The organism is Nostoc edaphicum CCNP1411 (genome assembly GCF_014023275.1).
GTDB classification, from domain to species: Bacteria; Cyanobacteriota; Cyanobacteriia; order Cyanobacteriales; family Nostocaceae; genus Nostoc; species Nostoc edaphicum_A.
This window is the reverse complement of sequence record NZ_CP054698.1, coordinates 5,954,376-5,969,750: the sequence shown is the minus strand read 5'-3', so window position 1 is coordinate 5,969,750 and position 15,375 is coordinate 5,954,376. Positions and strand designations below refer to the sequence as shown.

Below are 15,375 nucleotides of genomic sequence, written 5' to 3'. Positions count from 1 at the left end.
TTTTACCTTATTGTACAAGGTTGTCTATTATCCTAAATACTTAGGACAAGCTCTTCAACCGAAGCGTCCACTTATATAATCTTCAGCTTCTTTGGTTTGAGGTGAACTGAACATTTGCGCTGTCGGATTAAACTCAACTAACTTTCCGCGACGCTTGCCATGCTCGTCAATTTCTGTATTGAAGAAAGCGGTGAAATCTGCGACTCTCGAAGCTTGCTGCATGTTGTGTGTCACCATGATGATGGTGTATTGCTCCTTAAGTTCTAAGCAGAGTTCTTCTACTTGGCGGCTAGAAATCGGGTCGAGAGCGGAACATGGTTCATCCATCAATAATACATCTGGCTTCATAGCGATCGCACGAGCAATGCAAAGTCGTTGCTGTTGTCCGCCAGATAATGCAGTTCCCTTCTCTTTGAGTTTGTCTTTGACTTCATCCCAAATAGCAGCGCGTCTGAGGGAATCTTCCACCAATTCATCAACGTTACCTTTGTAACCGTTAGCAAGGGGAGCAAAGGCAATATTTTCGTATATTGACTTGGGGAAAGGATTCGGTCTTTGAAAAACCATTCCAATTTGGCGGCGTAATTTTACAGAATTTATCTTTGTATCATAAATGTTGCGATCGCGATAATTCAGTCTACCCTCAACCTTAGCTCCAGGGATTAAATCATTCATCCGATTGAAGCAACGCAATAAGGTACTTTTACCACATCCTGAAGGGCCAATAAAAGCAATTATTTGTTTATCAGGAATCTTCAGATAGACATCTAAAAGGGCTAGAAATCCTCCATAGAAGACCTTTACACCTTCAACATTAAAAACGCTATTACCTTGTTCAATTGTGGCACTATCTGATTGACTTCTACTATTGCTATAAGTCATTTTTCTATTCTCCAAAGGTCTGTGAATGTATTAAATTAGATATTTAATTACCTAAACACGATGTGCAACTTATTTTTAAAACCCCGCTTCCATTCCTCTCCCTGAAACTGGGAGAGGCTTTAAGTCTTGCTCCCCAACGCTAGTAGGGAAGGGGTTCAATACTTGTCGGTTAAGGGGAAAAGGGGAAGGGGAAAGGGGAAAGAAAAAACCTTTAACCTTTACCCTTTAACCTTTTCCCCAAACCCAATTCCGAGTTAAAAATCCTTAACCGAGCAGTATTGGGAAGGGGTTGGGGGTTAGGTTTGAGAGAAAGTTGCATACTGCGTTTACCTAACGGATTGAAAAACGTTGCCGGATATAAATTGCTACACCATTGAGAGCTAAAATCAAGAGTAACAACGCAATAATTGTCGCGGCTGCTGCACTAGCAAAACCCGGTTCAGGACGAGTTATGTAACTGTAAATTTGAATGGGTAACGCCATAAATCTCTGGAACAAACCAGGGTCAAAGGTAAGAAAACCTACAGCACCGACAACAATTAGAGATGCTGCATCACCAATGGCACGAGATACAGAGATAATCACCCCTGTCAAAATACCAGGAACAGCATAAGGTATGACATGACTGCTAATAGTTTTCCATTTGGTGACACCTAAGCCGTAAGAAGCATTTCTCAAAGAATCCGGGACGGCGCGAATTGCTTCTCTAGAGGTGACAATAATGACTGGTAAAGACAACAAAGATAAAGTCAACGCACCAGAAATCAAAGCCGGGCCAAAGCCAAGCAAATAATTGAAAACTCCTAAACCCAGCAATCCATAGACGATAGAAGGTACACCCGCCAGATTACTGATATTAATCTCAATAACCACTGTCCACCAAGCTTTGGGTGCATATTCTTCGAGATACAAAGCTGCGCCGACACCAATTGGAACGGTGACAAAAATCACAACAAGTCCCAAAAGGATGCTGCTAACAATAGCAGGACGGATACCACCTTGGTCAGGAAAACGAGAAGGGGTATCTGTGAGAAATCCTGGGGACAAAAATCTACCTAATCCGTCTCCCAAAATATCAAAAAGTAGCAAGGCTAAGACAAATATTCCAATCAGCAACCCGATCAAAAAAATGACTTCAAATACTTTTCCTAAGCTCTCCCTTTTGTCAACATTATCAGTAAATTCTGCCCCCGATGCAAAGGAATCATCATCTTGATAACTAGTAGCCATATTTATTACTCGTATTTTTCCTTATAACGATTAGCAATCCAGTAACTAACAATATTCAAAGATAGGGTAATCACAAACAAAACCGCACCTACAGCATATAAAGTCTTGAAATTGAGACTTCCACGCGGACTATCTCCGCCAGAAATTTGTGCCATATAAGCTGTCATTGTTGCTATTGATTCTGCAAAACTAATAGTCAGCTTCGGCTGTAGTCCAGCGGCGATGAGGACAGTCATTGTTTCACCCACAGCACGAGAAATACCCAAAATAATCGAGGCGATAATTCCCGAAAGTGCGGCTGGTAAAACTACTTTAAAAATAGTTTCTAGTTTAGTGATACCTAAAGCATAAGCTCCTTCGCGCAAAGAACGCGGAACTGATTTAATAGCATCTAAGCTAATAGAGCCAACGGTGGGAGTAATCATAATCCCCATCATTACCCCCGCACTCAAGGAATTGAATATTTCTAGAGGAATAAAATTCCGCAGCAATGGTGTCAGAAACAATAGTGCAAAGTAACCATATACTACAGTTGGTACTCCTGCTAAAAGTTCCACGGCTGGACGTAAAACTGCTGCTACCTTGGGTTGAGCATATTCACTCAAATAAATGGCAGAACATAAACCCAAAGGAATCGCAACTGACATAGCAATAGCTGTAGTCAAGAAAGTGCCATTAATTAAAGGCCAAATGCCAAAATGCCTCTCTGCAAATAGAGGTGTCCATTTAGTATCAAGAAAGAATTGAGCAAAGGAAACTTCTTGGAAAAAACCAAATGTCTCCTGAAAAATAATTATGACAATACCAAAGGTAGTCAAAACAGAAACTAAAGCACAAGCAAATAAAATCGCTCCCACAATCCTTTCTGATATATCTTCAGATATATCTTTGTCTAGTGATTGTCTAGGTAATAAATAAGGATCGTCTTGAGAAGTGTAATTTTGCATAAACAGTGAAGTTGTGACTACAAATCAAGTTGCATCTGAATGAATATTTGTCTAAAGAAAGTTTGTAATTGGTTCACCTGGTTTGGCTTTTTGAAATTTTGTCCCAGTTTCACCAGTAGCAAACTTTTGTTTTACCTTGACGTAAGCTTCATCAGGTAGTGCTACATATCCAGCACCATCTACCCACTTCCAAGAATTTTCTAGATAAAAATCTACAAATTCTTTGACTGCTGGTTTGTTATCTAAAGATATCTTGCTGACATATATGAACAGGGGACGAGACAAAGGTGTATAGGTATTTTTGAGTACATTATCCAACGGAACTGGTTTTTTGCATTCTCCTTTGAGATTTTCGATAGCAACTAAATTGAGCTTTTCTTGATTTTGAATGTAGTACGATATCCCTACATAGGCCAATGCTGATTCATCTCCAGAAACACCTTGCACTAGCAGATTTTGATTATGACTAGGAGTGTAGTCGGTGCGGCCATTCTTGGCTTTGCCAGTAACAGCTTGAGTTAAATAATCAAAGGTTCCCGTATCAGAAGCCGGAGCATAAAGCTTCAGTGGTAGCTTAGGAAATTTAGGATTAACTTGATTCCAAGTCAAGATTTTGCCGTCTGATTTAGCACTCCAAATTGTATTCATTTCCTTAATAGTTAGACATTTAGCAAAGTCGTTTTTACGATTTGCAATTACAGCTACGCCGTCTAAACCTATAGGCAACTCTACAAACTCAATATTCTTACTTTTACATTTTTTGATTTCTTCATTTCTGATAGTACGAGAAGCGCCAACAATATCAATATCACCATTACAAAACTTACTGAAACCTCCACCCGTACCACTGGAAGCAACACTAACTTTTGCGTCAGATTGAACCTTTTGATATTCTTCTGCAACTGCTAAAGAAATAGGAAAACCTACTGCTGCACCATCAATACTCACCTGACTTTTCAATTCTTGTCCACCGTTACAAGCAGTGATGCTACTGGCAAGAACCATTAAAGATGTGAAGAAAAAGCTATCTTTAAATCGGCGATGAAAGCTCATAAATTATCAATTGAGATAAAGTGAAAGTGACTATACAAGGAATGCTGCATGAAAAAATAAAGTTCATGCTTTGCTAGCAGCTTGAACTTTGTCAAAAATTGCCCCATCTTCAAAAAACTTTTTCTGGATAATCTCCCAACCACCTAAATCTTGAGAGGTAAATAAAGTTTGAATTGGCGGTTGTTTTGACGCTACTTCTTGGGTGACAGTGGGGTTAACAGGACGATACTGTAATTTGGCAAATTCTCGTTGAGCTTCTGTTGAGTAAAGAAAATTCACAAATGCTTGTGCAACTTCTCTTGTACCGTGTTTATCAACGTTTTTATCAACTAGAGCCACAGGATTATCGATGGAAATATTAACTTGAGGTACAACATAAGGCAGTTTCAATCCACCTATTTGCGCCAAAATTACTTCATTTTCGTAGTTAACTAAGACATCTCCCTCGCCTTGTTGGAAGAATGAATCGCTAGCTTCACGGGCATCTTTCGTCAATACCGGGATGTTCTTATAAACTTTGGTGACATAATCCAATGCTGCGGTTTCGTCACCACCTGTTAAACTCACAGAACTCCAAAAAGCCAAGAATTCCCAGATAGCAATACCAGAAGTTTTTGGGTTAGCTGCAATTATTTTTACACCATCTTTTGCTAAGTCTGCCCAAGTCTGAATATTTTTGGGATTACCTTCACGAGTAACGATCGCAGCTACAGATTTACTGACAATACCATTTCTTGGATATCTGATTTCCCAACCTGATTTAATCAAACCTGCTTGCTGAATTTTAATGACATCTAGGGGGAGTGCCAAATGTACTATATCTGCTTCCTGCGAACCTGCAATAACTTCTGCTGTTTGAGCGCCAGAACCCCCATAAGTCGCCTCAATGGTGACGTTTTGGTTGTGTTCTTTCTTCCAGCTTTCGACAAATTTGGGAATTATCTGGTCATGAGCGGCTTTGGTAACAGAGAATGAAACGAGTTTTAAATTAACATCATTCTTGCTAGCTGAACTGCTTCCAGAGCAGGAGGCAACTGCTATACTCAAAAAAGTACCTATTAGAAATAGACTTACAAAACTTTGCACAGTGTGTCTATTCAACCAACTTCTAATCGTGTGTTGATGCCAGAGTTGTATAGTCTGCAAAGCTTTCATGACATAAGCCTGTATCCCTTCACTTAGGTATTGACTTAATTGTGTTGGTTGTTGCGACTTGCTCATCAGAATTCACCCCTAAATCTACGGTATTTCTAGATGTATACCGTAATTAAAAGAATTATAGGGTATATAGAATAATATTTATCATCTAGCTTCAATTTTTTTACTAGGTGAGCAATTTATCATCAAAAGTCTGATTTACCAAGGAATTTCAAGAAATGGGTTTTTCTACTGCAAAGGGAGACAATCTGATTGCACACATACATAAAATCTGATAAAAATATGTAATAAGTAATACAAAATAACAGTATAAACTCGATTTTTTTTAGCTAATAAAGCTTTTTTTAAAACAAAGTAGCTGCACTACAACATCTTGAGTATCATATTTTGCGATCGCACTCATTGCAATAACTTCCCTTCCTGTGAAGCTTGGGAATTGACTCATATCTCAACTACAACTCGTTGAATACCAATAAAGTCGAGTGAATCTTGCTGTTCGTCCTCAAATTCTAAACAAAGTTCAATCGCTTCTCTAATACGCTCCATTAACTCATCTAAAGTTTTAGCTTGCGTATGACAACCAGGAAGATTTGGGACGGAAGCAACAAAGTAGCCATCTGCATCCCGTTCGAGAATTACATTAAATTCTCGCTTCATTATGAACTTCCCTGAAGTTATACTATATTCTCTCATTATTGAAAGAGCGATCGCTCCAACCGTGAGAAAATATAATCAAGCCATAAGATTTAAGCACTCACCAACTGAGTCAGGCGTTTCAAGATACGTAGTACGTCGTACAATTCATTTCCAGGGTTTCGCATCAAAAAACCCTTTGATAAAGCATAACGTGGTGAATTTCCTTTCACTAATTTGACGAAAATGAATTCGCTGCCTGTGGCAATCATACCAAAGTTGGGTTTATCAGTATATGAATTCCCTAACAGATAAGCAAGAATTTGTGCAAGTCCTTGTTCAACTGAAAAGGAAGCTCTTTTAGATTCAATAATCATCACCCATAATTGCTCTTTCAAAACTAAGGTATCCATTCTACCTTTAATAATTACATCTTCATCTGGCACAGCAATATCTATAGATTCTTCTGATTTTACATAAAACGGGGCTAGATAAAAATCCCCGATAAAAAGTAATGGGTCTACAACTGCCATTCTAACTACATCTTCTAGCAAAGGTGGGTAATTAAGAAGATTTAAATAACCCATTTTAACTTTGTCTAAGAGTTGTTTGTCTAAATCATTAATTTCTGCTAAATCTTCTTGCCATTCATGAAAGAATGATTCATCTAAAACTAACTGAATACCAAAGTTATCGATTAAATAGCGTAAGTCAGTGTCCTTTGCTTGGATTGTTTGTGTCATAAGTTTTGGGGAGTGGAGTATAGTAAATTAATTGGCTTTATACTACTCATTAGTTGCGGCTTCCAGCCAAACTTCCACTTCATCCGCTAGTAACTTCTGGGCTGCATCCATCATTGATGCTGCGATATCTTTTAGGTCTTCACGGTTGTTCAAGTAAGTTTTTAACGCTTCCATTGGGTCGATGCTGCTACTTGCGCTCAATTCAGGAATGCGGGGTCGAGCCAATTGACTGACTAATTCTGCTTGAATGGTGTAGGTATGAGCGGGACTTAAAGCAGTATGTAGAGAGGAACTGTCAATCAAATCCATCTGTTCAGAGCGGAGTTTGTAAATTAGCCGCACTACAGCATCTTGAATATCATACTTAGCGATCGCTTTCATTAACACCGCTTGCGGATCATCTGCTTTCGAGATATCTATCTCAATGGTCTGGAAAGTCCGAACTGTTAAGGGACAAAATTCCCACTTAGCGCTTCCCCGCTCCAGTTCCAGCATTACATAGCCTTTGTCTTCTTTTTCTTCGCTAAAATCTACCCGCTCAATACTCCCTGGATAAATCACCGGTGGGTTATTGGATTTATTCAGATTTTGATGGCGGTGGACATGTCCCAAGGCTACATAATCAAAACAAGGTCGCGTCAGCAAAGATAGGGGTAGAGTAAAGCCTTTACCTACTGCCAAAAAGCGTTCTGCGCCCAAGGTTGCATTGTCAGCCATCAAGTGAGCCAAAAGAATAGTAGGCACATCGGGGTCAAGACGGCGAACCTCCCCTTCTAAAACAACTCGCAGACGTTCCGTTAATAGTTGGTTGACTTCCGCTAAAGATAAACCTTCTGTCTCTTGGCGAGTCATCAAGGTGGAACGAGTCAGCCAAGGCAGGGTGATTACTTGCACTTTGCCATTACGGGTTTGGATGCAGTGAGTAGTTAATGTATCACCGACAACAAACCCTGGCACTCCCAAAGTGCGATAAATATTTAAACTCGCCCCTCCCTGTCCTTGGGAATGTTGGTCATGGTTGCCTACCAACAGCACTGTTGGAATATTGGCATCCATAAGACGGCGAAACTGGTTGGCAAAAGCATGTTGTACATAAGGTGGTGGTGTCGCATCCGGGAAAGCATCACCACCAAATATCACCATATCAACCGCATCTGTCAGCGCTCGGTCAATACATATAGACAAAGTATTGACAAAATCCTCTAGCCGTGTATTTAATCCAGTTACGGGATTAATTCGTCCGTGGGAAAAGCCGCTTCCCATGTGGATGTCGGAGAGGTGGAGGATTTTAATCATATTTATCCTTTGTTCTTAGTCATTTATCCTTTGTCTAATACTAATGACAAATGACTATAGGGTTCTCATTTGTATGCAATACATTTTCACCTCTCTCCTAAAAGGAGAGAGGCTTTGAGTTTATCTTACTCCTCAACGCTAGAAGGGAAGGGGCTGGGGGGTTAGGTCTGTATTCCAAATTGAGAACGGCTATAAATAATACCAATTCAATTAATGATTGCAACACATCCTTGGGTAAAGACGCGATTCATCGCGTCTCTACAAATGGTCTATTTGTCGCATTCTTTTTTCAAATTGGTATAAGTCCTTAGTCCTTAGTCCTTTGTCTAAATACTAATGACCAATGACCAATGACCAATGACCAATGACCAATGACAAATGACCAATGACCAATGACAAATGACAAATGACAAATGACAAATGACTAAATATGAATTCCACATTCTGTTTTATCACTTCCCCGCCAGCGTCCGGCGCGTTCGTCTTCGCCTTCGCCTACTTTGGTGGTGATGGGTTGGTCGCCGATGCTGGGATAACCTTGGTCGTGGAGGGGGTTGTAGATAACTCCGTGTTCAGCCACGTAAAGCCAGCTGTCTTTGCGTGTCCAGGTAGCTATAGGATTTACTTTCAGCCGACCTTTACCATCAAATTCAAATATGGGCATATTCGCACGGGTTACTGCTTGGTCACGGCGGCGTCCGGTAATCCAGGCGACGCTATTGAGTTCGTCCAGACCTCGTAGCAGTGGTTCAATTTTTGTAATGTGGTGGAATTTGGTAATATCCTTGTCCCAGAGTTTGTCGCCGTATTTGGCTTCAAAGGCTTCGCGGGTGTCTACATCTGGAGTTTTGAAAGTTTGCAAATCCAGGTTGTAGATTTGTATAGCTTTGGCTACTAATTCTAAACTTTCAGGGAAGTGGTGCAAGGTGTCGAGGAAGATCACAGGAACGGGATGCTTCAGTTCACTGTAAAGAATATGGGTAATTATCATGTCATCCACGTTAAAGGCGCTTGTTTGCACCAGTCCCGTTGGGATATTTTCTATAGACCATGCCAGTATTTCTTTGGGAGTGGCAGTTTCAAATTGCTCATTTAATTTTTCTAGGTCAAAAGCGATCGCTTGGTTTCTAGATTCCGTGGATGCTGTCATGATAATCTTCTATTCAAATATTTTTACCTTGATTAAGATTTATTTTATCTTATCAAGGCACGTATTCCGCTCGGAGTTCAGGTATTTATTCTGTTCGGAAATTACTACGTTGTGGAACTGGAGAATGGGAAGTCGGCAGACCAGAAGAACAAATCATTAGAAGTAAAAATTGATACTTAAGTTCAAAAATAAGTATTTACTAAGAAATTTTACGGTAATTTAAGTTTTACAATGGTTTTATAGATATTTATACTGATTTTGATATGGTTAAGGAACTATTAATAAAAGGGATTTTACTTAAATGAACAATGCAAAATTCAGCAATCCATTAGGTCAATCTATAATTATGGGCGCTTTAATGATGTTAACAAGCGTTGGCATCATCACAATAATGAACTTTTTCTAGATCAAAATTTCTAATTTTAGCAATAAGACTTCACATAGTCCCGTTCAAAACTGAGTGGGACTTTTACTTTTTTATCCAGATAAATCCGTGTGTATGAACTTTCTGCTGTGACTTTCAGCAGAGATTAATTCTGAAGCCGTGTTTTTACGTAGTTTTGCTGGGCTACGAGATCCCCGACTTCTTCAAGAAGTCGGGGATCTGACCACCGCTAACCACTCATAACTAATGAGACAGAACACTAGTGAGCAACTGGCGCTTTTACTCCTGCACCACCTTTACCCAAGAATAGCAACAGAGGTAATGAGCAAAGGAAGCCTACCCCTACTACCCGAAAGCAATCTGCGTAAGATAAAACAGCAGCTTGGGTATCTACTGTTTGACTTAATAAAGCTAGTGCTTGTTGTTGAGCCGTTGTTGCATCCATACCTTGACCTTGCAGTGCCCCATTGAGCGTATCGAGGCGCTGATTGGTTTCTGGGTCATAAGGACTAAGTTTTGCTAACAGGATGTCTCGATGAAAAGCTTGTCGTCGGTCAAGCAGAGTGGTAAGTAGGGCAATGCCAATGCTACCACCTAGTTGTCGGGTGAGATTGTAGAAACCAGAGCCGGCAGAAATATCCTGTTTGGGTAGCGGGCCTAAAACTGCCAAACTCAAAGGGAGAAACATCAATACAGTAAAAGCCCCACGCCATACCAATGGCCAAAATAAATCATCTATGCCAGTTTGTGGGGTAATTGCTGCTAGTTGAAACATGACTCCAGACGATCCGACAGCGCCCATTGCAATTAAAAATCGGGCATCAATTTTACTAGATAGTTTGCCTAATAAAACCATAACGATCGCAGATGCTAAAGCACCAGGTGCTAACAATAGTCCTGTCTGCGTTGCCGTAAAGTGCAGCACACTCTGAGCAAATATCGGCACAGCAAAGAGTGTGCCATAAAGTCCCATACCTACCACGGCTGATAACACACTTCCAGCAGCTAAAGAGCGGTGACGTAAAACTCTCAAGTCAACGGCAGGATGGGCTACTTTCAACTCGTACCAAATAAATAGTCCCAATCCGATAATACTGGCGATCGCTAATGTGGTGATGAAACTGGAGGAAAACCAGTCTTCTTTCTCTCCTTCCTCTAACAAAGTTTGCATACAGCCAATAGCAATCACCAAAAACCCAATCCCGAACCAATCGACGGCTTGGCTTTGTGTCTCGCTTTTGTCTTTATCTTTGGGCAAAAATACCACTGACATCGCCACTGCAATGATCCCGAAGGGAATATTAACAAAGAAAATCCAGCGCCAGCCCAAACCATCTACCAAAAATCCCCCTAAAGTCGGGCCGATGGCTGGCCCAGCAATTACACCTACCCCAAAAACTGCTTGAGCTAAACCCTGTTCAGCAGGTGGAAAAGTCTCGAACAAAATCGCTTGGGCTTTAGCTAGCAACCCTCCACCACATAAACCTTGAAGAATTCGAGAAAAAACTAGCATTGGGAGATTAAATGCCAACCCGCATAAAACCGAGGCCAGGGTAAAGCCAATCAACGAGAAAATGAAGTAGGTTTTGCGTCCAAAGTAATCTCCCAGCCATGCAGATAAGGGAATTAAGACAACATTTGCGATCGCATATCCAGTTACTACCCAGCCAACCTCACTAACAGTTGCACCCAAACTAGCCTGTATATCTGTCAGGGCAACGTTAACAATACTGGTATCAATTACTTCTAAGATCGCACCAAGGGAAGCCGTAAAAGCGATCGCCCACTTCAATGGCCCGTGGACATAACCAAATTGGTCAAAACTAGAACGTTTAATGTTGGTAGCCATCAATAATACTAATTTGTAATTAAGAAGCCCAGATGAAATCCAACTTTCTTTTCGATAATTGGTATCAGAGCGATCGCAAAGCTAAAACTAGGCATTTCATCTATACGATACGGTAGCGTATCGTATAAAAAAGGTCAAGGAAAGCAGCAGCGATCCCATTCCCCATTCCCCATTCCCCATTCCCTATGTCAAGTTCTTCTGGACGCCCACGTAGCATCCACGCCGACCAAGCCATTCTCCAAGCAACCCTAGATTTGCTTGCAGAGGTAGGATATGAAAGCATGAGTATAGAAGCGATAGCTTCTCGTGCTGGAGTTGGTAAAACGACCATCTATCGGCGTTACACTTCCAAAGAAGAATTAGTTGCAGACGCGATCGAAAGTTTGAGAGATGATTTAGTGATCCCCGATACTGATAGCTTTTGGGGAGACATGGATATCCTGATTAATAATGCCGCCAAAAAAATAGATAGTCCCCTTGGTCGTCAGACACTTGCGCTGATCATTAGTACAGCGTCTAGCAATCCTCAGTTTGCAGAGGTTTACTGGACAAAATATACAAAACTCCGGCGTGAAGCCTTTTCTAAAATACTGGAGCGTGCCAAGTCTAGAGGCGAAATTCACAAAGATGCAGACGTAGAACTAATGATCGACCTTGTAAGCGGGTCACTATATTATGCACTGATTTTCAAACCCACAACCGAGCCAGTAGAAGCATACATGCGCCGCACCATGAATCTTTTGATAAAGGGAGTAGGGAGTAGGGAGTAGGGAGTAGGGTGCAAGGGAGACGGAATAACCAATGCCCAATGCCCAATGCCCCATGCCCAATTCCAACTTGTTAGCAAAATAACTTTTCACTATAGGTCATAAATGAGATGATGGAGAAATTAGAGAAAAAGGTGAACAATTGTTATTTTTCTCCTTCCGCTTCTGGTTGCAGAATGGCATCACAGTATTGAATGAGGGTTGTCAAGCGATCGCAAATCGTCTGAAGTCTCGTTTGTGCAGTAGATGCTTGCCGCGCTCCTTGGAAAAACATTACATCTATTTCCAACAAGCGCAATTGCTTGCTCATCTCCGTTTGATAAGACTGCACTCGCCAGTTTTCATCAGCCAAAGGCACAATCTCTTGCCCGAAAAATTGCTGCAACGAGGCTATACGCTGTCGCAGCTCAGGCGCAACTATTTGGGTAGTTGTGGCATCGGAGCGTAATTGCTCTAGCAAGGTTACGAGTGCCAGATATTTCTCACGGTTTAAAGACATCCAGTGCTAGTTAAGATAGTATTAATGTCAAGTAATTTTTCTTCTACAATAAACTTTCTTAAAGACTTATCACCACTAAAAGCCTCAAATCATGGTTTGAGGCTTTGTTTGCCATTAATGGATTTTCTTGCTTTATGATCCTTGAAAATCAAACTGGATGACTACCAGACGCTCCTGCGTCGCTAACGCTGCGCTATCTGCAATTGTAGAATCATCCTTACACTGTTCTGTTTTTTCTACCCTTCTCTGGGCGACAGCATCTTCTTAGAGCGATGCTGCCAGTTTTATTTATCATTCACTTATCTACCGATCCTATCCAAACCCAATTGTATGAGCAGTCTAGCTATAAATTCATCAGTTGATCTCGCCATTCCGGAATGGTTAAAAAAATGTTTGAAGGAGTCATCCACAACTAGCGGCGCAGGGGAAGATGACCGAAGGCATAGTGATACAGTCTTGATTGGTCGCGCATTTGAATTTGCTTACCAATTGCATCAAGGTCAATACCGCAAATCTGGAGAACCATACATTGCCCATCCCGTTGCTGTAGCCGATTTGCTGCGTGACTTGGGAGGTAGTGCTGCTATGATAGCAGCTGGATTTCTCCATGATGTCGTTGAAGATACAGAAGTTACAAGTCAAGAAATAGAAGAACGCTTTGGCCCAGAAGTGCGGCAGTTGGTCGAAGGTGTCACCAAGCTTTCTAAAATCAATTTCACCAGCAAAACCGAAAGCCAAGCCGAAAACTTCCGGCGGATGTTTTTGGCAATGGCGCAAGATATTCGGGTAATTGTGGTGAAATTGGCAGATCGTTTGCATAATATGCGAACTTTACAATATATGTCAGAGGCCAGCCGCCGCCGCAGTGCCCAGGAAACGCGAGATATATTCGCGCCCTTAGCCAATCGCTTGGGAATTTGGCGAATTAAATGGGAACTGGAAGATTTGGCTTTTAAATATTTGGAACCAGAAGCTTTCCGCCAAATGCAGGAGCATGTTTCCGAAAAACGGACGGCGCGAGAAGAGAAATTGGCTAGAGCTACGAACATGTTGCAAGAGCGTTTGCAGCAAGCCGGAATCCAGTTTCAGGATATCAGCGGTCGTCCCAAGCACCTTTATAGCATTTACCAAAAAATGCACCGCCAGCAAAAGGAATTTCATGAAATTTACGATTTGGCAGCGCTGCGAATTATTGTTCAAACTAATGAGGAATGCTATCGGGCTTTGGCGGTGGTTCATGATGCTTTTCGCCCAATTCCTGGGAGATTTAAAGACTACATTGGACTACCAAAGCCTAACCGTTACCAGTCGTTACATACTGGGGTGATTGGACTAACTGGCCGTCCTTTAGAGGTGCAAATTCGGACAATCGAAATGCATCATATCGCCGAGTATGGGATTGCCGCCCATTGGAAGTATAAAGAAACAGGTGGTTCTAGTATTAGCCATTTGACAGCGACAGATGACAAGTTTACTTGGCTACGGCAACTGCTAGAATGGCAAACTGATCTCAAGGATGCCCAAGAATATCTTGATAGCGTCAAAGATAATCTATTTGAAGATGATGTCTATGTCTTCACCCCTAAGGGGGATGTTGTTCCTTTAAGTCCTGGTGCTACCACTGTAGATTTTGCTTATCGCATTCATACGGAAGTAGGGAACCACTGTTCAGGGGCGCGGGTGAATGGGCGAATGGTGCCACTGTCAACGCGGCTGCAAAATGGCGATATTGTCGAGGTTTTAACCCAAAAGAACTGCCATCCGAGTTTAGATTGGTTGAACTTTGCCAGAACTTCGGCAGCGAAATATCGGATAAAACAATGGTACAAGCGATCGCGCCGGGAAGAAAATGTTGCCCGTGGACGGGAGTTGTTAGAAAAGGAACTGGGTAAAACTGGTTTTGATAGTTTGCTGAAGTCAGATGCGATGCAGATTGTCGCCGAAAAGTGTAACTACCACAGCGTAGATGATTTACTCGCTGGTTTGGGTTACGGTGAAATTACCTTGAACCTAGTGCTAAATCGTTGGCGAGAAGTAGCAAAGGGACAACAACCAGCTTCCACTGTGTCGCCATTTATCCCCAAAGAACCAGCGACATCAAAAGCTTTGCGAGATGCACCTCCAACTACCTCACGTTCCACTGATTCGCCAATTTTTGGGGTGGAAGGTTTGGTATATTATTTAGCTGGGTGTTGTACCCCGATTCCTGGCGAACCAATTATTGGTGTGGTGACGCGAGGTCGAGGGATTTCAATTCATCGCCAAGGCTGCCATAATTTGGAAACTGTGGAGTATGAGCGCTTAGTACCAGTTAGGTGGAACCCCGGCGCCGAAAATAGTGGTCGTCCGCATACATACCCAGTGGATGTTCAAATTGAAGCCCTTGACCGCGTAGGGGTGCTAAAGGATATTTTGTCACGGTTGAGTGACCAAGGGATTAATGTTCGCCATGCTCAGGTGAAAACCTCTGCTGGTCAACCTGCATTGATGGACTTAGGAATAGATATACGCGATCGCTCTCAACTAGAGCAAGTGTTCGTCCAAATTAAGAAAATGAGCGACATTTTGAATATCCGCCGCCTTGGTCAAATTGACGAGTAAGCTTGCCAATTGCTAGTAGCGTGTCAAGCTTAAAATAGTGCATTAGCTTGACTCTTGTGGGATGGGCGTCTCGCCCGTCCGTGCGGGCAAGATCATTGGTGTCAATTTAACGTGAAACTGCACGTCCACCAGGAATTGAAATTCCTGGCTCATAGCGGAAGTAATCTAAAGATTACTAAATA

13 protein-coding genes are annotated in these 15,375 nt (G+C 41.7%); 2 read left to right on the top strand and 11 right to left on the bottom strand.

Features of this window, described 5'->3' with window-relative positions; translation table 11 throughout:
- Positions 1 to 54: 54 nt before the first annotated feature.
- From pstB to HUN01_RS27850, 10 genes are all read right to left on the bottom strand, one after another.
- The gene (pstB, locus tag HUN01_RS27895) at positions 55 to 882 is read right to left on the bottom strand and encodes a phosphate ABC transporter ATP-binding protein PstB (protein WP_181928879.1); all 828 of its coding nucleotides are present in this window, start codon (positions 880 to 882) and stop codon (positions 55 to 57) included.
- Between the two features lie 330 nt (positions 883 to 1,212).
- A complete protein-coding gene (pstA, locus tag HUN01_RS27890) occupies positions 1,213 to 2,112 on the bottom strand; it encodes a phosphate ABC transporter permease PstA (RefSeq protein ID WP_181928878.1) in 900 nt (299 codons plus the stop codon).
- Positions 2,113 to 2,117: 5 nt separating this feature from the next.
- Positions 2,118 to 3,059, bottom strand: a complete 942-nt coding sequence (pstC, locus tag HUN01_RS27885; protein ID WP_181928877.1) for a phosphate ABC transporter permease subunit PstC — start codon at positions 3,057 to 3,059, stop codon at positions 2,118 to 2,120.
- 51 nt (positions 3,060 to 3,110) lie between these two features.
- Complete coding sequence (locus tag HUN01_RS27880; protein WP_181928876.1) at positions 3,111 to 4,112, bottom strand: PstS family phosphate ABC transporter substrate-binding protein; 1,002 nt, start codon at positions 4,110 to 4,112, stop codon at positions 3,111 to 3,113.
- Positions 4,113 to 4,175: 63 nt separating this feature from the next.
- On the bottom strand, positions 4,176 to 5,333 hold the full coding sequence (locus HUN01_RS27875; RefSeq protein WP_181928875.1) for a sulfate ABC transporter substrate-binding protein: 1,158 nt from the start codon (positions 5,331 to 5,333) through the stop codon (positions 4,176 to 4,178).
- A gap of 378 nt (positions 5,334 to 5,711) precedes the next feature.
- The gene (locus HUN01_RS27870) at positions 5,712 to 5,927 is read right to left on the bottom strand and encodes a type II toxin-antitoxin system HicB family antitoxin (protein WP_181928874.1); all 216 of its coding nucleotides are present in this window, start codon (positions 5,925 to 5,927) and stop codon (positions 5,712 to 5,714) included.
- A gap of 89 nt (positions 5,928 to 6,016) precedes the next feature.
- Positions 6,017 to 6,646 carry a restriction endonuclease subunit R gene (locus tag HUN01_RS27865; protein WP_181928873.1) on the bottom strand — a complete coding sequence of 210 codons (630 nt, stop codon included), beginning with the start codon at positions 6,644 to 6,646 and terminating at the stop codon, positions 6,017 to 6,019.
- Between the two features lie 42 nt (positions 6,647 to 6,688).
- Positions 6,689 to 7,942 carry an exonuclease subunit SbcD gene (gene sbcD / locus HUN01_RS27860; protein WP_181928872.1) on the bottom strand — a complete coding sequence of 418 codons (1,254 nt, stop codon included), beginning with the start codon at positions 7,940 to 7,942 and terminating at the stop codon, positions 6,689 to 6,691.
- Positions 7,943 to 8,366: 424 nt separating this feature from the next.
- Positions 8,367 to 9,092, bottom strand: a complete 726-nt coding sequence (cysH, locus tag HUN01_RS27855; RefSeq protein WP_181928871.1) for a phosphoadenosine phosphosulfate reductase — start codon at positions 9,090 to 9,092, stop codon at positions 8,367 to 8,369.
- Between the two features lie 644 nt (positions 9,093 to 9,736).
- Positions 9,737 to 11,326: a DHA2 family efflux MFS transporter permease subunit gene (locus HUN01_RS27850; protein ID WP_181928870.1), complete on the bottom strand. Its 1,590-nt coding sequence runs from the start codon at positions 11,324 to 11,326 to the stop codon at positions 9,737 to 9,739.
- A 185-nt stretch (positions 11,327 to 11,511) separates the two neighbouring features.
- Here HUN01_RS27850 and HUN01_RS27845 point away from each other — a divergent pair, with 185 nt between their 5' ends.
- Entirely contained in the window at positions 11,512 to 12,096 is a 585-nt protein-coding gene (locus tag HUN01_RS27845; protein WP_181928869.1) for a TetR/AcrR family transcriptional regulator, read from the top strand.
- A gap of 142 nt (positions 12,097 to 12,238) precedes the next feature.
- Here HUN01_RS27845 and patD read toward each other — a convergent pair whose 3' ends face one another.
- The gene (gene patD, locus HUN01_RS27840; protein ID WP_069074330.1) at positions 12,239 to 12,592 is read right to left on the bottom strand and encodes a heterocyst frequency control protein PatD; all 354 of its coding nucleotides are present in this window, start codon (positions 12,590 to 12,592) and stop codon (positions 12,239 to 12,241) included.
- Positions 12,593 to 12,922: 330 nt separating this feature from the next.
- Here patD and HUN01_RS27835 point away from each other — a divergent pair, with 330 nt between their 5' ends.
- Positions 12,923 to 15,193: a RelA/SpoT family protein gene (locus HUN01_RS27835; protein WP_181928868.1), complete on the top strand. Its 2,271-nt coding sequence runs from the start codon at positions 12,923 to 12,925 to the stop codon at positions 15,191 to 15,193.
- Positions 15,194 to 15,375 lie beyond the last annotated feature (182 nt).